Origin of the sequence: Legionella steelei (assembly GCF_001468005.1) — a bacterium.
Lineage (GTDB): Bacteria > Pseudomonadota > Gammaproteobacteria > Legionellales > Legionellaceae > Legionella > Legionella steelei.
Window position 1 is genome coordinate 2,139,146 of the sequence record NZ_LNYY01000019.1, and the last position, 19,445, is coordinate 2,158,590.

Below are 19,445 nucleotides of genomic sequence, written 5' to 3' on the forward strand. Positions count from 1 at the left end.
TTAGCTAACATGGAGCGTATTCATGAGCGAAATTAAAGTAGAGCGATTGATTAAAGGTATCCTGGTACGCGAAGGTGCTGGGGTGAAATTACATCGCTATATTGGTATTGAGAGGAGTAATGATTTTGAGCCTCTTCTTCTGCTCGATTATTTCAATAGCACGGATCCTTTGGATTATATGGCAGGGTTTCCTGCCCATCCTCATCGAGGTTTTGAAACAATTACTTATTTGCTCGACGGTAGTATAACCCATGAAGATAATAAGGGGCATAAAGGAACTATTGCGGCTGGAGACGTGCAATGGATGACCGCTGGTAAAGGAATTGTGCATTCAGAAATGCCCTCCACTAATGGTCGATTACATGGTTTTCAGTTGTGGTTAAATTTACCTGCATCAGAGAAAATGCGCGCTCCTCGTTATCAAGAAATGCAAGGTACTCAATTGCCAGTGGAAACACATGATTCAGGTGGGCAAATTAAGGTAATTGCGGGTCAGACCGATAAGGGGACCGTTTCGCCGATTACAGGCATTGCTACGCACCCCTTATTATTCGATATTGTTTTACCACCTGAAGCAAGTATACAGCAACATATCCCCAAGGATTACCAAGCGATTCTTCTCGTTATTTCAGGAACTGTACGTATCGGGGAGCAGTTAGTACAACATGATACCGTAGCCAAACTTGGTGCGGGCGATGTTTTGCTTTTGAAAAGTGAGACCGCAAGTCAATGCATCTTGATCGCTGCTGCTCGAATTCATGAACCGATTACCCGCCATGGGCCGTTTGTAATGAATACCCAGGAAGAAATAATACAAGCTATGGATGACTTTCGTAGTGGTAGATTTTAATTGTGTGATCTATTGATTAACGGGACTTTACTAAAAATTGGTCTAAAATTGGATTATTAGGATATAAAAAAGGCAAGTGAATGGGAGTGAAGCCTGTGCACCCAAGAAAAGAGCAATCTGCCAAAGAAATCTATAGGATTGTAGATCAATACTGTGAAGCAAACATGCACAGTAAATACCGATCAAGTTCAGCGATATCTCTGGTTTTAGGTATTTCAAATACCGATGCGGTGAAATTGATTAATAAAATTTTGATTGCATTACCGGATTGTTTTTTTTATTTGGCAAAGCCAGAGCGTATTAGTGAGATGGTGAGTTTTATTGCCCAACAGTATTTGCTTTTTCAGGCCCAAGAAAACGTCAATGATGAGTTATTCCCTAACTTACTTATTAACTTTGTTGACAACTTAGTCGAAGAAATAATGCTTCGTTATTTTTCATATGCTTAACCAGGTGATTTATGACTCGAGAAGAAATAATTCAAATAACAGGACTTAGCAGCAACGATTTAGATGCATTATTTTTACTGAATAGATTAATGCAAGCGGATAACCCGCGGCCGGACCTAGAATTAGCAGGCAGAGAAAAAGAGATGGTTGTTGCCTTTTTAGAAAAAGCGATTGGTAATATGGAGTTAAATGGAAAAATTATGGAGTTGAGAAAGCTGACAGAGCACGATACTGGGATCAGTTTTGCTGTGATTAGAACGCTGAGAAATCTGACGTTTAAATCAAGATATTGGCATCAAACTCATTTTGATGATCATGACAAAATAACCTTAGCCAAGTTGGGTGCGTTAGCTGATTTAGCCTCTCTGACTCATGATTTGGCTGTGTTTGAATCCTCTGGCATCACTATGGAAAGCGCGCGTTTGTCTCAGCTTTATCAGGATGCACAATGGGCATCACAATCCGGCTTTTCTAAAAATTTGGATCTTTCTTCTAGTACGACGGTTTTTGAGATTAAAGCGACAAAAAGTGGGGCGCCTATGTTTTTCCATGCAAAGCAGCAAAAAGATCAGTTCATTTTGTCTGAATTTCTCTATAGCGAGGAATATCGGATTAAATTGGACAAGTTAATTGGACATGATGAAACAAAAAAATTTTTAAAAAAACATTTAGGTGATGATTGGCTCCAGCAATTAGAGCATAAATTTGGGCTAATCCAACGTGAAATTCATGATGCACAGCTCATAGGTCCCATTCATCAAGGGATTGTACATCAGGATGCCTCAGCCCAAGAGCTTTTCCAAGCAGAAGATAAAAGCCCAGTAACCCTTATTTGTTCTCCATTTGTTGGTATGTGTACTATGGCTGCCATTAAGGAGTTAAATGTACAGATGGTGCAGGAGTTGAAAAGTAAAGGAGTGAAGGATATCCCTTCTCCTTTGTTGCAATTACCTGTTGCTGAAGAAGTGGCGGCATTATCTCCTTCCTGTTTTATTGATACATTGGACAAATGCAATGCTTTAGAGCGAATACCTAAATCTGCTATGAAAGGACGTTTGAGTAGTGATAAAGGTGAGGGTGACGAAGAGCGTCCATCCAATCAGCCTAAGTAGTGGTGAAAAGAATCCTCCACCGGGTTTACTTATATTAGATTCCCTTCTCCCACTTGGAGAGAAGGACTAAGGATAAAGGGCTATCAACCCAGGCGCATTTACTTAAGCCACTCAGCTAACAATGACTCCATCGTGCTGCGAGCGCTTTTTAAAGAATCTGAGTCAAGCACAGAGGGGCTATGTAAATCATCACAATGTGCCGCTCCTGCAATCAATTGATAAGTCAATTTAGGATTAATCGCATTACCATTTTTTTCCGCCAAAGAAAGCGTAGACCAAGGATCGTTTTCTCCGTTAGTGAAATAGATATTAGACGTTAAAGTATCCATTAGAGGAGTGTACAGCGTATTATTGAGTTCGGTTGTGTTAACCGGTTGCGTGAGACCAAACAAGCGTTGGCAGATTTGATGATGATAATCCAGATTAATTAATGAAGAACGCGTAGACAGAGCTGGATTCGGATGGGCATTTTGCCAATAACCGTATTCTTTACAGGATTGATAGTACCATTGGCGCATGCCCAAGCCATTTTTATAATCACGTGGATTTTCACTCATAGCACCTTGTGCGGTCATCTCTACCGCAGTGACATGCATGTCTTTATATAATTTTTTAGCGAACTCAGCATAGCCTTGAAGTGGTGTTGGACTGGACGCTAAGCTGGAACAAAAAGTATCGCGCATCCCATATTGCACCGCAGCCGCACCGGTATCCGCAATCAAGTATAAAAAATCAACTGGATGGTCAACTGCTGCCGCATCAAATAGTGATTTCATTTGTGCCCACTTCCCTGCATCATTTAGGCTGGCTTCCACCTCACTGACCACTTCACGCATTTGACTGGCGCATTGTAAGCCCGCAACTTGCGTCACATGGGCATCATATTCAATGAAATCTTCTTTTGCCATGACGGGAGCGGACGAGGCCAAAGCGCCTACAACCAAATAAGGGAATTTTAAACGATAATAAGCCGATAAAGAACCAGGGTATGAGCCTCCAAATGCAACCCATTTCCCATTCCAGTTTTTTTCATTTTTGAAATGGCGTTGGAAATATGCCAAATCATCTAAAGCGGCTTCGGTGGTTAAGAAACGTAAGTTTTGAGTTGACAATGAATTGAAAGGTAAACTCTCACCATAATATCGATGTTCTAAGGCAACCAATTTGGCATGAAATTTTTGTGCATAATTTCTGATTGCCCCATTTAAAGCGCGTTTCGTGCATGCGGCTTCACCGCAAATGTAAAAGAACACTGGTGAATCATCTGTCGCACCATAAGATTCATCGATGTAGTAGCGTTGTGAAAAGGTACCCGCGGCGGGATCATTATGGTCAATCAATTGTTTAAAGTAAGCGAGCTGAATTGTTTTTTCGGTGACTAAAGATTTATTTTCTGCTTGTTTTTCTTGCATGTAGCGTTCTACCATCCCTGCATGAGCGATAGACAAAGCCCAGAGACTAAGAAAAAGTATGGTATATTTTCTGGCAAACATCATATTATCCTTAAAAGAATTAAAACAGTTAATCTTGCTATATGAATCAGCAGGGCTAAGAACCCTGCTGTTTTAGTTAATTTGCCAAATTACGAGCGCAGCGAATACCAAACGTAAAATTTTTCCCATTAAGCTGTTGGGAGCTAGGTGAGCCAAATTGTCGGTTCCATGAAAAAATTGCTACATCCGACGCTTCTGTGCTACTCCAGTAGGTACCATTATTAACTAATCCACCAATACCCTGTAAGAATAATTCATCGAGCATATTCGTGCTCCCTGGGGTACATAGAGAAGAAGGACTATATGGATTAAATGGTCCTAGCTCACACATTGCAGGTAAATGCCAATCTAAATATCCTCCATCACTAATACCTTGACATATTCCTGCAGAATAAGTATTACCGGTTGAAAATGAGGTAAGCATATTACTGCTGTTGCAGAATCCATCATCTGGGCCATCACAATTTGCCTGTCCCAAAACAAGAATAGCAGGGTAAGGGGACGTAGCATTAGGTGAAGGGTAGAAGGCGGTGGAGGGGATGGAACGGTCTCCTATCCCCCAAATCGGAGTATCTATCCCACCTGGACTCCAATAAATGCCTGTAGAGGGAGATACCTGATCGCTTAATGCGGCAACAATTCCCCCGATGCTTGCTGTAGTCGGTGTTGTGTCATCAATTGAAAAAAGATAGCCACTTTGATAGATACATCCATAACCTAAGATAAGAATGTTTGCATCCACTGAACTTCCAATATCAGGAGTGAATGTTAAAACACTCGGGGTTGGCCCTGTCGTACAGTTAGCACTGGTGTTGGCTGCAGATCCAGGATCAACGGTTACTGTGCACGAAGCACCCGGTAATAAAGTAGTTAAACAATTATTTGATGTAATGCTTGCAGCTCCTGATCCTGAGCCTGGTAATGCAGGCGTAGGACCAGAAATAGAGCCTATAGTAGTGGGTACTAGGTTGGTATTGGTTACTGTGATAGTTCTTGGAGCGCCACCACCAATACCTGAAAGTGCTAGAGTTGAAGGATTGACAACAAGCCCAGAGCTAGGCGTTACAAAATTACTATAGGTAAGAATACCTGTACCACTGGCATTATTCGCAGCCACCGTAAAAGTATAAGTTGTTCCATTAGTAAGGCCTGTTATCGTAGTAGTTAAAACAGAACTGCCTACTGTTACCGCTGTTTGTCCCACGCTGCCAATAAAAGGGGTAATGGTATAACCTGTAATAGCGGAATCTCCTGTATTCGTAGGCGCGCTCCACGTGAGTGTAGCTTGCCCATTCCCTGCTGTTGAAGTTAAATGACTAGGTGCTCCAGCAACTGCGCCAAGCACAGTAGCTGATAAACTGACTGTATTGGTGTTGTCACCATTGATAGGAACATTTTGAGTGGTTGTTCCTGTTGCGCTAAATGTTAGCTGACATGAGTTTCCAGACGATAAACTGGAGTCACAAGTTGTACTTTGTATGCTAAGAGGGCTCGTTGGTGATGCCGTGACGTTGAGTGCAGATGCACTTCCAATATTAGTTACCGTCACCAATTGACTTTGACCTATAGTCGTCGTGAACGATGAGGGTGTGACACTGAGTGTTGTTGGCGGTATCGTTTCTGTAATTCCTATGGGAACTGAGTTTACCGTGTTTGAGCCCGCGATCGTTGCCGTGGTGCTGCCAGCGCTGGAACCCGGTGTAAAAGTGATTTGGCATGAACCATTCGGCAGTAAAACAGAAGGACAATTGCTTGACACCATAATGCCAAGAGTAGGAGAGTTTAATGTAGCCAGTACATTATTTGCATTTGCATTACCGATATTAGTCACTGCGACACTCTGTGCTGCTCCTCCGTAGGTTAAATTGATTGTCGTTGGACTGGCACTTAGTTTTGCTTGCGGTATTGTTTCTGTAATTCCTATGGAAACTGAATTTATCGTGTTCGAGCCCGCGATCGTTGCTGTGGTGCTGCCAGCGTTGGAACCCGGTGTAAAAGTGAATTGACACGAAGTATTTGGCGCTAAAGTAGAAGGGCAATTGTTTGTTAACATAATGCCAAGGTTAGAAGAGGCTAATGTAGCTTGCACATTATTTGCATTCACATTACCAATATTGGTTACGGTGACGTTTTGCGATGAGCCTCCGGTGATTAAATTGACTGTAGTTGGCGTGGCAGATAGTTCTGCTTGTGGCGTAGCACAAGCTAATGCCTGCATATTAAAAAAAGTCGAACTGGTATTTGTGCCTTTGACCAGTACATTAGAAATTAAAAAGGCTATTGACGTATTGGTAAAAAAGCTAATGCTGCAGCTTTGCCCTGGTTGCAAGAAAGCAGGACAGCTATTGTTTTGCACGACATAATTAATGAAATTACTGTCTGCGGAAGATGCTTGTATATTATTTGCCACGATTCTCGAGTTGTTGGTAATCGTAATGGCCCCTGGTTTAGGCAGGCACTGAGGGAGGTTTTGGCTAATTTGGATCACACAATTTTGCAGTGCGTTAGAGCAGTTTTGCGCGCTATTTCCAGCATTAATGATTAGTGACGCTTTTTCCAAAGTCTTAAAGGATTCTTTTGCCCATAAAAGCTGGATTGGAACAATTAGAAGTAGTGCAAAATATAACCATGGTGATTTTGCGCGGCTCATGAGTTTATCCTTAAAACTAACCGGGGGCATAACCATATACAGAGCCCATCATTTTTGCAAGAGTATACCGCATCTGATGAGTTAATTGATTGAAAAAATTAGCTTATATTTGCTAAGTTGGCAAAGAATAATATTTGCACAAGCAACTTGTGGATTGTTTATTTTCATGCCATCATGATGCCATTGTAGATTTTTTGAGTGATTTTTATGTTAAAAAAACTTTTGTGCGCCACTCTTGTTTTTGTCACTTATGATGCATTTGCTGTAACCGAACTGGATTTATATCAAGCGCCCTTAAGTAGTTTAAATCAATTTTCACTCAAGCAAACGTCTCATGCAAAAGCGCGAGTTGCTGTTAGTGCAAACGCAGAAAAAAATACATTACAGCCAGTAAATCAGACTCAAGAACACGCAAAAACCATCATGCGGTATCAACAAATGTATCGAGGAATCCCTGTGGTTGGTGCACAAATTATGATTACTAAAGAGGATGGACAAGTAAATGGACATTTACTCAACGACATCCAACTAAACATACAACCCGTACTGACCTCGAATCAAGCGATTGATTTGGCGAAAAAATCTTGGTTCAGCTTTAATCCACAAATGCCTACTTATGAAGAGTTGAGTGAACTGCAAATCAGAGCAGAACAGCAGAATGAGTTGAAATTGGTTTATCAGGTTTCATTTAAAACAACTCAGGGTGACAATAAGCCAGCATGGCCATTTTTTATCGTAGATGCGCAAAGCGGTGAAATCACTAAGGAATGGAACAATATAAAAAATTATATGGATGGCGGGCCTGGCGGCAATGAAAAAGTTCATGAGTATTGGTATGGACGAGATGGATTACCTTTTTTGGAAGTAATTCAAAATGGCAGCCAATGCATTATGGATACATCCAAAGTAAAACTGGTTAATCTGAACTCTGCCTGGGATTGGAATGATCTATTGACTACTCCTTTTGAATATCCGTGCAACAAGAATATCGAAGAAAACATCAATGGTGCATTTTCACCAACTAATGATGCTTATTATTTTGGCCAAACAATTGTGGATATGTATCAAGAATGGTACGGCATCAGTGCGCTACAAAATACGAATGGTACCCCAATGCAGTTAGTGATGCGCGTTCATTTTGGCCAGCATTATGATAATGCTTTTTGGGATGGACAATTCATGTCTTTTGGCGATGGTGAGGATTTTTATCCTTTGGTGTCTTTGGATGTAGCCGGTCATGAGGTGACTCATGGTTTTACGGAACAGCATTCTGGCCTTGAGTATCATGATCAGTCCGGCGCGCTTAATGAATCATTATCAGATATGGCTGGCCAAGCAGCACGAGCTTATCTCTTGGAGAAATTTCCTCAGCTTTATAATAAGCTGTATCTGGAGTCCAATACGGTAACATGGGGCATTGGCGAGACTATTGTGCGCGAATCGTTTGGTAAGGCTTTACGCTTTATGGATTTTCCTTCTTCAGATGGTAGTTCTGCTGATTGTTTGGATAAAAAACTGGCCCAAAGTCATGGTGCCTATTGTGCAATTAGTTATCCTGATTTAGTTGCTTACGCCAAATCACGTATTACCAACCCTCAAGAGAGACAAAGTTTTATTGTGCATACGGCGAGCGGCATATTTAATAAAGCATTTTATTTATTGGCCAAAAATATAGGTATTAAAAAGTCCTATCAGATGATGATTATTGCCAACAGCAAATATTGGACTCCGACGACTAACTTTATTAAAGGCGCTTGTGGCGTAGTTTATGCTGCTAAGGATTTGAACGTGGATCGACAAATGGTTCAGTCGGTTTTTGCTCAGGTAGGTGTCAGTACTACCAGCTGCATGAGCAACTAATTACTTCCAAAATATTTCTTTGTGAGTAGAATTGATGTCAACAAGCGCGGGGCTTACAGCCCAGCCCACTTATGCTTTCTTTTGTAGCCTGGGTGAAGTGAAGCGGAACCCGGGGGACCGGAGTCTGATTTTTTATCTTAAATCCGAGTTACGGCGCCATTCCACCCTGGCTACTTTAACGATCAGGCCAAATTAAAAGTGGCTTATTTGTGTCCTTACGCAATTCATAAAGCACTATTTTTAATCTGAATGTTGTTTGCTGGGCAGCAGAATTAGTATATAATTGCGCAGTTCAATATTTATTTAGGTTGGTAGCCGAATGGTCATTTTTTTTATTACTCTAAGCATTTTGGTATTAAGCCTGCTTTGCGTAGCCGTTATGGTTTTCAAACTCGTTCGCCAGCCGGCTGAGCCACTGTCTTTTATGCAATATTTGAAATTAGGTATCAGTGGTGTGATTGCTTTTATTGCAGATACTTTGGGTATTGGTAGTTTTGCTGTCAATGTCGCTTTGGCAAAATTGACGGGTACATTTCGTGATGATGAAATGCCTGCTGTGAATAATGGGGCTCAAGTTATCCCCGGAACAATCGAATCATTATTTTTTATGGGTCTAATTGATGTTGATTTAACTACTCTTCTAACCTTAGTTATGGGAACTTGTGTTGGTGGTTTACTGGGTGGTTTTGTCGTGAGTCACTTAAGTAAGCAAGCGATTCGTTTGTCTATGATTTGTTGCTTTGCTTTAATTATTCTGCTCTTAGTGTCACATGAGTTTCGTTTATTACCTGTTGGCGGTGAGCTCACCGAGTTGAGTTCCTGGAAATTGATCGTAGGTTTCTTAGCGATGGTGGTTTGTGGCGCTTTAACCTCCGTGGGTGTTGGTTTGTTCGTTATGGTACAAGGTGTGCTCTTTTTAATGAATATTTCGCCTGTAGTCGCATTCCCAATTATGACTACTGCCGGAGCCATGCAACAACCGTTAACTACGTTGGTGTTCTTAAAACACGATAAAATCCCTCTAAAGAAAACCATGATTCTAAGCCTGTCAGGGTGTTTAGGTGTCCTAATTACTATTCCTATTTTTATGCAATTAACTATTACTTGGTTGCATTTACTTTTATTATTCATCCTGATTTATAACTTCTTTGCCGTGGGACGTACGTATTTACGTTCTAGACCCAGCAAACAGTATGTACAAACTCCAAGCCCTGCTTCTCTTGTAGCAGCTGAATAATAATCCATGCTGCACACGCTCATTTGGTGAGCGTGTGCAGTATATAGTATCATTAGCTAATTTTACGATTAAAAAGAACCCACTATGGATGAACCAGTCAGTAAATCACAGAAAAAAAGAGAAGCCGATTTCTTGCAAAAAACAGGTGTAAAATTTATCGACTTGAGTTTGGCCAAGCTTGATTTACTTCCCCTTCCCGAAAATTTGTACAAAGCAATTGTCGAGGCAAAAGCAATTAAAAGTCATGGGGCGAAAAGAAGGCAAGCACAATTAATTGGCAAGCTGATGCGTGCTGCCGATTATGAAGAAATTTTGGCTGCTTATGAGCGATTACTCGAAGAAGACAGTGCGGTGACTGCATCTTTCCATGAGGTTGAGCTTTGGCGTGATCGCTTGATTAACGAGGGAAAAGACGCATTAACAGCATTTATTGAAGCTTATCAACCTGAAGATGTTCAGCATTTAAGACAACTCATTAAAAAAGCAGTTGATGATCAGCAGAAAGAAAAAAATACAGGTGCTGCCAAAGCACTGTTTCGCTATTTGAGGTCATCCATAGAATGAACTATTCTCTATTCATTAGCTGTCCACGTGGACTTGAATATTTATTAGAAGAAGAAGTAAAAGCCATAGGCTTGTCGGTTACACGTGTTAATCCACAAGGTGTGTATGGCGAGGCCAATTTGTTGACCCTATATAAATTATGTCTTTGGTCAAGAATAGCGAACCGCGTGCAATTAATTCTTTTTAGTGGATATGCTGGTAATGAACAGGCTCTGCATCAGCTGTGTACCGAATTTCACTGGCAGACGGTTTTCTCACACGATAAAACCATTGCGATTGAATTTCATGGCGCTTCCGAGCACATTCGCAATACCATGTATGGCGCTCAGGTGGTTAAGGATGGAATCGTTGATCATTTCCGCCGCTTAGATCATTCTCGTCCTTCGGTGGATAAGGAAAAGCCACAAATTCTTATCCATGCCTATTTAAAAAATGATGTCGTTACGGTGAGCTTTGATCTTACTGGATACAGCTTACATCAAAGAGGATATCGCCAAAAAGCAGGTGCTGCTCCCCTAAAAGAAAATGTTGCTGCGGCATTACTTATGCGCGCTAAATGGCCAGAATTGGCTGCGAAAGGGTATGCGCTGCATGATCCTTTTTGCGGTGCAGGTACTTTGGTTATTGAAGCAGCGATGATGGCGGCACATATTGCTCCTGGTTTGTTGCGCCAGGACCAATCCTTGCAACATTGGGCACAGCATCAATCCTCATTATGGGAAAAAATACGTGTAGATGCTTTGCAGCAAGTTAAATCAATGCCTTTGACTTTATTAGGTACGGATGCGGACAACAAGATAATTGCTATAGCACGTGCTAATGCTGAGCGTGCTGGCGTGGCTCCCTTGGTTGAGTTTAAAACCCAAGCCTTAAAAGAAGTTCAGGCTTCAGCAAAAACAGGATTAGTAGTCTGTAATCCGCCCTATGGCGAGCGTCTCAGTGAGGCGACCCATTTGGTTCCTCTCTATCAGCAACTAGGCAAAATTTTGCATGCGCATTATCAAGGTTGGCAGGCAGCTGTTTTGACGTCCAATCCTATTTTAGCAAAGGCCTTAGGATTACGTGCCGGCAAACAATACACTATATATAACGGTGCATTGGAGTGTAAGCTTTATTGCTTGGATATTCATGTGACCAATGAGCTTAAAGGAAGCATGAGCCATACTTTGTCTGAAAGTGCACAGATGCTGTTTAATCGGATAGAAAAAAATTATCGTCATTTACAAAAATGGGCGAATAAGAACCATATTTCATGTTACCGAGTATATGATGCTGATTTACCTGAATATGCATATGCCATTGATGTATATAATGATTATGCTGTACTACAGGAATATGCGGCTCCTACAAGTATTCCTATTCATAAAGTAGAGAAGCGCAGTTTAGAAGTAATACAAGTTGTTCCAAAAGTGTTGGGGCTCGAGCCTCACCATTTGGTCGTAAAGCAGCGCAAACAACAAAAAGGAAGTGAGCAATACCAAAAACTAGGGCAAAGCCGACAAACCATGGTTGTAACAGAAGGCCAAGCTAAATTTAAAGTTAATTTATATGATTATCTGGATACAGGTTTATTTTTGGATCATCGTCTAATGCGCTTAAGCTTTGCTAAATTGAAACCAGGAACGCGGTTTCTCAATTGTTTTTGTTATACGGCCAGTGCCAGTATTCATGCTGCTTTAGCCGGCGCGTTAACCACTAATGTCGATTTGTCTAATACATATTTACGATGGGCTGAAGAAAATTTCAAACTCAATCATCTTGATTTATCCAAACATCAGTTTGTGCAATTTGATTGTCGTGAATGGATGAAGGTTGCTCGCGATCGCTTCGATGTTATTTTCTTAGATCCACCTAGTTTTTCCAATTCTAAACGCATGACAGACACCTTGGACATCCAACGTGATCATCTGTCTTTGGTGAATTCGGCCATGCGTTTGTTAAATCCAGATGGGGTGTTATATTTCTCTACCAATCTACGTCAATTTAAATTGGATCCAATACTTAAAGAAAAGTATTCAGTACAAGATATTAGCGCGCAAACTATTGATCTGGACTTTAAACGAAATCAAAAAATTCATTATTGTTTTAAAATAATGATGCCGCAATTCGCCGAGGCTTGAACTGATAATTTGTGTACAGGGAGTACAAATGAAAAAACATAAGAAAAAAATACCTGCTAATGTATATCTACATATGCTACGTAATGCTTTTTTCGGGCTACTAATGACCTCTTTGGCGCTTTTTATAGGTATGTGGGGATATCATTATTGGGAGAGTATGTCCTGGGTTGATTCCTTCATGAATGCTTCGATGATTCTTTCTGGTATGGGGCCTGCATCCAACTTGGTAACAACTCATGGAAAGATCTTTGCAGGATGCTATGCATTATTTAGTGGTTTGGCTTTTATTGCAATTATGGTGATTATACTTTCACCTCTGATTCATCAGTTTTTCCGTAAGATTCATTTGGAAAGCCAAGAGTCTGTCTCTGAGGAGTAAATTGGGTTTGTCCTGGTGGCGGTTCGTAGGCTGGGCTGCTAAGAAGCCCAGCAAGCGATCGTTGTGTTAATTCTGCTAATGCTGGGCTTAGCAGCCCAGCTTACGAACAACGACTCTTAATTAAAGCGTATCTTTTTCAGTACCGTATATTTGTTTTTTTAAGGATTGCATGAGACCTGCCATAAAAAATAATTCTGCAACCAGGTATAAAGGAGCGATGAGTGCTTGGCACAAGTTATCCATGAATGCAGGTTTTTTACCTTCCAGATAATGGCCGTAAAATTGTAACCCCCAGCCTAAGATAAACAGAATGACAAATGACCAAACGCCTAAAGTTGTTGGGCCATCTTGGCTAAACCAATTGGCTATTAATAACAAGATGATCATGATTGGTGTAAGTGCTAAAGCCAACTGCCAATTTAAACGGAAATAGTAAATTAAAGCAATGAGGGTTCCTAAACAGGCAAGATTTGTTGCAAAAACACCGGGCATAATGATTTTTATGAACCCTAGCAGAATCATTATCGATAAAATAATGATAGGGACTCCTGCCATATGGGTGTAACGTGTTTGCATGTTTTGGTGATACGCGGCATAAAATTGTGCTTGTTCAATAAAGGATTTCATTTTAAGAATCTTCTGATAGAGGTACTTAAAACATAGCACATTCTCTTAAAAAAAGCAGATATGCATTTTGTAGCCTGGGGCTGCACCCAGGCTACATGTAGTTTTACTTATCAAAGGAGTATGTTCCGACAATATAAAGAACATTGCCGTTGGTTGATGAGCCAGGCACATAGGAAGCTTTTAAGGCAAATTTTTTATAGAATACCCCTGCCCATGGGACTGCGCCCGGAAAAGGAATACTATGAAAAATATCAGGCCGTGAGGTAACAAATACAGAAAATCCCAATCCAGCCTTAAAGTCCTTAGTCAGATTTGCTACTTTCAAATAGGCGTATCCAGCAATTGGTTCTACATTACGGTGGGAGTCAAGGAACGCAAATGTGTACAGGCCATGCCAATTTCCCTTCTCATCAAAAAATCCCTTGCCAAATCCTCCACCCCAAGCAAGCTCGTTGTATTTTTTTTTCTGGATCTGTTCTGCAGAATAGGTAAAACGGTTATGCCAGGCATAACCAGAAAGATAAAGATCGGTACTTCCCTCAGTCCATGTCTGATGAAGGTGATGGCAAAAATGTTTAAATAATGGAAGCCAATATTTACACCCCTTGGGTTCTGCAGTTGCCTCTTGCGGGGTTTTAATTGTCAAAGAACCAGTCTTATGCGTTTTGTCATTAGATATAGATGAAGAAGAAATTACAGGCGGATTACTGCTGTAAGTATTAAAGGAAAACAGTGTTAATAGACCAATAATGATCATTCGTACCGTAAAGTTTTTCATTTAATTTTTAACCTAAGCGGGAGCTATACTACAAATATAAACTTTGATCAGAATTTCCTATGCTGATTTGGCAGCGTTCTTGCTTATTTATATAGAAATATGAGTTTAAAAACGGTGAGCATACCATGGACTTGTTTCGTAAAAAAGAGATCAATGCATCATTGGCCGATGAATCACATCTGACTAAATGCTTAACAGCTTTTGATCTGACCCTTTTAGGTGTTGGGGCGATTATAGGCGCTGGTATTTTTATTTTGACAGGAGTTGTTGCGGCAAAAGACGCGGGGCCTGGAATTATCTTTTCTTATGTATTGGCTGGGTTTGCTTGCATCTTTTCAGCGTTATCTTATGCAGAACTGGCTGCATCTATAGGTGGATGTGGTAGTGCTTACGGTTATGCCTATGCTGGTTTTGGTGAGTTAATTGCCTGGATTGTGGGTTGGGACTTGTTGTTGGAATATGCCATTTCTGTTTCTGCAGTTTCTGTTGGATGGAGCGGTTATGCAAATGATTTTCTTATGGCGATAAAAATAAATCTCCCGAAAACACTTTTGTCTGGCCCAGAGAATGGTGGTTTTTTTAATTTATTAGCTTGCCTGATTATTGCAATTTTAACTGCATTATTAATTTGGGGGGTCAAATCAAGTACCCGAGTCAATAATATTATGGTGATGATTAAGCTGTTTGTTGTTCTTCTTTTTATCGGAATTGCTTTAGGGGAAGTTAAGCCGTCTAATTGGTCGCCATTTTTACCTTTTGGTTGGCACGGTGTAATTCAAGGTGCATCATTAATATTTTTTGCATATATTGGATTTGATGCAGTATCTACCGCTGCCGAAGAAGCAATCAATCCGCAGCGTGATTTACCTATAGGAATCATAGGTTCTTTATTTATTTGCACCATTTTATATATTGTTGTTTCTGGATTATTAACAGGGATCGCGCACTACAGTACCCTCAATGTTGCCTCCCCCATCAGCCATGCTTTATTAGTTTTAGGTTATAAATCAGCTGCGAGCTTGATAAGCCTGGGTGCTATTGCCGGATTAACTACCGTCATGCTGGTGTTATTTTATGGTCTAACGCGCGTTATGTTAGCAATGACGCGTGATGGCCTATTACCGAAGATTTTTTCCAAAACAAATCCATATACTCATACGCCCATAAGGATTATTGTATTGTGTGGCATTTTAATGGCATCGCTTGCTGCTTTTGTTCCCATGGATGTTTTAGCTGAGCTAGTTAATGTCGGTACTTTATTTGCATTTTTTATTGTCTGTGCCGGTGTGTTATATTTACATTATAAAAGGCCAGAGATGCATCGTCCGTTTAAAACCCCAGGAAAGCCTTTGGTGCCTATTTTAGGGATGGCAACCTGTCTTTATTTGATCATTAATTTGCCTTCAATTACGCTAATGCGTTTTTTGATTTGGATGGGAGTCGGGTTGGTCATTTACTTTTCTTTTAGTTATACCCGTAGTGCGTTGCAAAAAAATGGCTAAGAGCTGTGCCCGGATGTGTTAGGTAATTCGTTGACAAAATAGCAGTGCAGGCTGGACTGATAAGCCCAGCATTTGCTGAATTAATTTCGTATTCTCCAAAATGTTCATCATGAAACACCGCATCCTAAGTTCAGTTAACAAGGGTTTGTTCATTGGTCTTAAAAGGAAATATATTGGCCTGTTACATGCTGGGCTTATCAGTCCAGCCTACTTTACCTTTATCAACGAATTGCCTAACACACCCGAGTATAGCGGGGGTATAGTATCAGGATATGATTGGGGATCCCTCGTTGCACTCGGGATGACGAGGACCGAGGCACTGAGCTCTCTTAGATGTGGCTTAATACCAATGCCGCAGCAATTATTCCTGCGGCAGGAACTGTAATGATCCAGGAAAAGAAAATTCGTTTGATGACATGCCAATGTGTTCCATTAACTCCGTTCGCTAAACCCACGCCGGCAATTGCTCCTGTCACGGTATGTGTGGTTGAGACAGGAATACCACATTGAGTTGCTATAAAAAGCGACATGGCGGCGCCAGTTTCCGCAGCACAGCCCTTCATGGGATCAAGTTTTGTTATTTTGGTCCCCATTGTATGTACGATACGCCATCCTCCAGCCAGAGTCCCGAGACTAATCGCTGCCTGGCATGAAATGACTACCCAAAAAGGAACATAAAATGGCCCTTGAATCCATGCTGATGAAAACAGCAATATAGAAATGATGCCCATAGTTTTTTGTCCATCATTACTGCCGTGGGTTAAGCTCAGTAATGCAGAAGAGCACAGCTGAAATACTTTAAAGAATTTGAATTCAGTTTTCTTTTTATGACGTAATAATGTATTAAAAAAATAGATTAGGAGCAGGGCAACACATAATCCGAACGCTGGTGAAATGAAAATTCCACCAATTACTTTGATGAAACCTGAAAGCTTGAGGGATGAAAATCCGCCTTTGGCTATTGCAGCACCAGCTAGGCCGCCAATCAGAGCATGTGATGAGCTTGAAGGAAGTCCATAATACCAAGTGACAAGATTCCAAAATATAGCGCCAATCAATGTGGCTAAAATAAAATGTGCATCGACAAAATCGGTATTAATTAATCCACTGCCTATGGTTTTTGCTACGGTCAGATTGAAAACTAAAAAAGCGATGAAATTGAAAAAAGCAGCCCATATTACTGCTTGTCTAGGGGTCAAAACCTTGGTCGTAACAATCGTTGCTATGGAATTTGCTGCATCATGAAAGCCATTGATAAAGTCAAAGACATAGGCAATCAAGATAACAAAAAGTGTGAATAAAATGGCTGAGTCCATATTTAATAGTTCCTTGTGCCATAACTTTATTTGTATCCATTCATGCCCCATGCACCGAAAGGTTGTATTTGGCGCATCTTGCGCAAAAAAATAAACCTTAAGGGTGGCCTAGGTGAATGTCCGTAGGACCGAAACCGGTTTCGCTTCACCCTAGCTACAAGTACATTTATGAATGTTAACGCATCAAACCATTATACATAGTAACTACTTTTAGTCATTAATTTAGAAACAATCCGCATTAACTGTTTCACCGGATAAGGAAGTTCAATTGCTCCAGCGTTTAATGCCGTAGCTGCATGGTGTTCTTCATCTTCTTTCATTTTAACGAGGATTGCTTGGGACTTTTTATCGTGCTCTGGTAAGTTATCTAAATGGCGTTGCAAGTGAGCTGATACTTGCCGCTCGGTTTCTACAACAAAACCCAAGCTGATTTTATCGCCGGCGAAGCCTGCAATTGCTCCTAAAAGCATTGATCCACCATACCAAAAAGGATTTAAGATACTTGGTTTTGAATTCAATTCTGCTAATCGCATTTCACACCAGGCCAAATGGTCGGTTTCTTCGGCTGCTGCATCGCTCATTTGCTTTTTAATATGGGTTAATTGTGCGGTTAATGCCTGGCCTTGATAAAGTGCTTGAGCACAAACCTCTCCTGCGTGATTGACGCGCATAAGTCCAGCAATATGTTTTTTTTCTTTACTAGAAAGGTTCGTATCAGCAAGTTGTTCTGCTGGTGAGGGGCGAGCGCTCATTCTTTGAGCGGGGGGAAATAAAGTGCGTAGTGCATTATCCACTTCAGATATTAGTGTATCAAGGACGTTATTCATGTGACGCAAATTTTTTTATATTGAGTGATGTACTATGATATCCTGAGCGATGATGTCATCGCCAGATTTTTCTTTGGCTTTTACGGGGCGTCGTCGTCCAAAGGAAGTATTTAACATCCCACTTGTTCCGTGAACATAAGGCTCGCTTTCCCCCACTACTTCATATCCTTTGAGAAGATCATCACTGTCATCTTCATCCTCAATATCCACAGTCCGTGGCGGTGACACTTTTTTGTTATCTGCTGCTGACGTGCCTTCTTCTGGATAAATTGTTTTGCGACCGAGCATATGCAGGATAGCTAAAGTTAATGCGCCGGTGGCAAAAGTGAGGGCAGCGCCTGTAGCAGCGGGAATCGATACACTCAATAAAGAAAATAATTGGGCAAAAGGATAGGCCAGAATATTGAGCATGGCAATTGCACCAGGTCCCATAGTTGGCATCAGTGCTGCTAATATGGGCGGTGCGAATATTGTCAGTGAGGCGACTATTGCACCAATAAAACATGCTGAGGCTAAAGCACTCAGGTATCCCAAGACAGGATGAATTTTATGCGCTGCCTTAAAGCTGGCCATAGGCGAAGTAATCGTTCTCAGCAGATAGTATGCACCTTGAAATAATCCTTGTAGACCCATAGTTGTGAGCAGTAAAACACTGCGTATGCTCTGAGTTACGCCATTGGTTGGCGCCCAAGAAAATAATTTATTCTTTATAAAAGAGGATGCCTCACTCAACAGATTAAGTGGAAACTCGACGGCAAGTGACAACAAATTAGTTATCGGCGCAGTAATAAATTTTAGGGTTATAAAATAAGCTATTTTAGAGCCGTTGGCCTGTGGCCAACCCATAAAGTAATGCCCAAAATGATGGGCATCCCTTTCTTCTTCGGCAACAAGAGGCAAAAAAGTATCTTGCCAGGCTTTTTTCACAAAAGAAAAAAAAGACGTTTCTGGAACTCTTGGTGCCTTGTGCATACACAGTTTTTGGGCTGAAGTGCTTACGGGAGCGGTGGTTGCATCTAAAAGCTGTTTAGGACTTGGGTTGGCATTGGGATCTTGTTCAAGAAAACCTGCTAAAGTTTTGATGAGACTCCCGGTATGATAACCACAAGTAACGCCATCAAAAAATGATTGGGTTCCAAAAGAATAATAGCTGGCTGATTTAATTTGCTGCGCGTTAAAATGGCTTAAGTTAACCGTTTGTTCTGGGCTTGCGAATGGGTTTAAGGCGTGAAACAAGCCTTTTGCAATTCCGGTGATGGTATTTTTTGATGGCTCACGCGCAAAAAAACGTTCAGGATTACTGTATTTGGAGTCGTAGACTTTAGCTTGTGCACCATTGGGTGGGAGATGCATAGCGACAATATGTTGTTCGGTCGCTCCTTGGCCGATGACGCCAAACAAGATGTGTTTTTTGGTTAAATCTGGTCTCGTCTCAAGAAACTTAAAGAATGCTTCAAGTGATTGAACGGGGATTGACTCATGCACCATCACCACGTTATCGCGCTGTTCTAATGTCAGCTCTAACGAGGACGCTTTTGTTTCAATTTGGCCTTTACCATCTTTAAATAAAAACGGAAAGACAATATCACCAAGAGGAAAATAGCCAGCCATAATAACCTTGGATTTTAAGGTGCTCTACGTAAGTACTCGCCATTATACACATTGGGCAATATTAACACAA

The 19,445-nt window shown here is 41.0% G+C and carries 16 protein-coding genes; 9 read left to right on the plus strand and 7 right to left on the minus strand.

The window, feature by feature from the left end:
• Positions 1 to 22: 22 nt before the first annotated feature.
• The 3 genes from Lste_RS13420 (at position 23) to Lste_RS13430 (ending at position 2,411) form a co-directional block, all read left to right on the plus strand.
• Complete coding sequence (locus Lste_RS13420; RefSeq protein WP_058511426.1) at positions 23 to 850, plus strand: pirin family protein; 828 nt, start codon at positions 23 to 25, stop codon at positions 848 to 850.
• Positions 851 to 930: 80 nt separating this feature from the next.
• Positions 931 to 1,299, plus strand: a complete 369-nt coding sequence (locus Lste_RS13425) for a hypothetical protein (RefSeq protein WP_237760486.1) — start codon at positions 931 to 933, stop codon at positions 1,297 to 1,299.
• An 11-nt stretch (positions 1,300 to 1,310) separates the two neighbouring features.
• A complete protein-coding gene (locus Lste_RS13430) occupies positions 1,311 to 2,411 on the plus strand; it encodes a hypothetical protein (RefSeq protein WP_068310943.1) in 1,101 nt (366 codons plus the stop codon).
• Between the two features lie 98 nt (positions 2,412 to 2,509).
• Here the strand turns inward: Lste_RS13430 and Lste_RS13435 are convergent, their stop codons facing one another.
• Together Lste_RS13435 and Lste_RS13440 are read right to left on the minus strand one after the other, a co-directional pair.
• Positions 2,510 to 3,907, minus strand: coding sequence for a S28 family serine protease (locus Lste_RS13435; RefSeq protein ID WP_157070750.1), 1,398 nt, complete (start codon positions 3,905 to 3,907; stop codon positions 2,510 to 2,512).
• Positions 3,908 to 3,980: 73 nt separating this feature from the next.
• On the minus strand, positions 3,981 to 6,554 hold the full coding sequence (locus Lste_RS13440) for a beta strand repeat-containing protein (RefSeq protein WP_058511428.1): 2,574 nt from the start codon (positions 6,552 to 6,554) through the stop codon (positions 3,981 to 3,983).
• Between the two features lie 207 nt (positions 6,555 to 6,761).
• On the opposite strand from Lste_RS13440, the gene Lste_RS13445 reads away from it, so the two are divergent.
• From Lste_RS13445 to Lste_RS13465, 5 genes are all read left to right on the plus strand, one after another.
• Positions 6,762 to 8,414, plus strand: a complete 1,653-nt coding sequence (locus tag Lste_RS13445; RefSeq protein ID WP_058511429.1) for a M4 family metallopeptidase — start codon at positions 6,762 to 6,764, stop codon at positions 8,412 to 8,414.
• Between the two features lie 319 nt (positions 8,415 to 8,733).
• A complete protein-coding gene (locus Lste_RS13450) occupies positions 8,734 to 9,651 on the plus strand; it encodes a hypothetical protein (RefSeq protein WP_058511430.1) in 918 nt (305 codons plus the stop codon).
• 84 nt (positions 9,652 to 9,735) lie between these two features.
• On the plus strand, positions 9,736 to 10,215 hold the full coding sequence (gene yjgA, locus Lste_RS13455; RefSeq protein ID WP_058511431.1) for a ribosome biogenesis factor YjgA: 480 nt from the start codon (positions 9,736 to 9,738) through the stop codon (positions 10,213 to 10,215).
• Positions 10,212 to 12,335, plus strand: coding sequence for a bifunctional 23S rRNA (guanine(2069)-N(7))-methyltransferase RlmK/23S rRNA (guanine(2445)-N(2))-methyltransferase RlmL (gene rlmKL, locus Lste_RS13460; RefSeq protein WP_058511432.1), 2,124 nt, complete (start codon positions 10,212 to 10,214; stop codon positions 12,333 to 12,335). The genes yjgA and rlmKL overlap by 4 nt, the downstream gene beginning before the upstream one ends.
• A 28-nt stretch (positions 12,336 to 12,363) precedes the next feature.
• A complete protein-coding gene (locus Lste_RS13465) occupies positions 12,364 to 12,714 on the plus strand; it encodes a hypothetical protein (RefSeq protein ID WP_058511433.1) in 351 nt (116 codons plus the stop codon).
• Positions 12,715 to 12,834: 120 nt separating this feature from the next.
• On the opposite strand, the gene Lste_RS13470 is transcribed toward Lste_RS13465, so the two are convergent.
• Both Lste_RS13470 and pagP read right to left on the minus strand, forming a co-directional pair.
• Positions 12,835 to 13,341, minus strand: coding sequence for an Mpo1 family 2-hydroxy fatty acid dioxygenase (locus Lste_RS13470; RefSeq protein ID WP_058511434.1), 507 nt, complete (start codon positions 13,339 to 13,341; stop codon positions 12,835 to 12,837).
• Positions 13,342 to 13,444: 103 nt separating this feature from the next.
• Positions 13,445 to 14,119: a lipid IV(A) palmitoyltransferase PagP gene (gene pagP, locus Lste_RS13475; protein WP_058511435.1), complete on the minus strand. Its 675-nt coding sequence runs from the start codon at positions 14,117 to 14,119 to the stop codon at positions 13,445 to 13,447.
• A 125-nt stretch (positions 14,120 to 14,244) separates the two neighbouring features.
• Between pagP and Lste_RS13480 the strand changes: the two genes are divergently transcribed.
• The gene (locus Lste_RS13480) at positions 14,245 to 15,621 is read left to right on the plus strand and encodes an amino acid permease (protein WP_058511436.1); all 1,377 of its coding nucleotides are present in this window, start codon (positions 14,245 to 14,247) and stop codon (positions 15,619 to 15,621) included.
• A 329-nt stretch (positions 15,622 to 15,950) separates the two neighbouring features.
• Here Lste_RS13480 and Lste_RS13485 read toward each other — a convergent pair whose 3' ends face one another.
• The 3 genes from Lste_RS13485 to Lste_RS13495 all read right to left on the minus strand — a co-directional run bounded on the left by Lste_RS13485 (position 15,951) and on the right by Lste_RS13495 (position 19,375).
• Positions 15,951 to 16,937: an inorganic phosphate transporter gene (locus Lste_RS13485; RefSeq protein WP_058511437.1), complete on the minus strand. Its 987-nt coding sequence runs from the start codon at positions 16,935 to 16,937 to the stop codon at positions 15,951 to 15,953.
• A 191-nt stretch (positions 16,938 to 17,128) separates the two neighbouring features.
• The gene (gene coq7, locus Lste_RS13490) at positions 17,129 to 17,764 is read right to left on the minus strand and encodes a 2-polyprenyl-3-methyl-6-methoxy-1,4-benzoquinone monooxygenase (RefSeq protein ID WP_083503969.1); all 636 of its coding nucleotides are present in this window, start codon (positions 17,762 to 17,764) and stop codon (positions 17,129 to 17,131) included.
• 15 nt (positions 17,765 to 17,779) lie between these two features.
• The gene (locus Lste_RS13495) at positions 17,780 to 19,375 is read right to left on the minus strand and encodes a hypothetical protein (RefSeq protein WP_058511439.1); all 1,596 of its coding nucleotides are present in this window, start codon (positions 19,373 to 19,375) and stop codon (positions 17,780 to 17,782) included.
• Between the last annotated feature and the right edge of the window lie 70 nt (positions 19,376 to 19,445).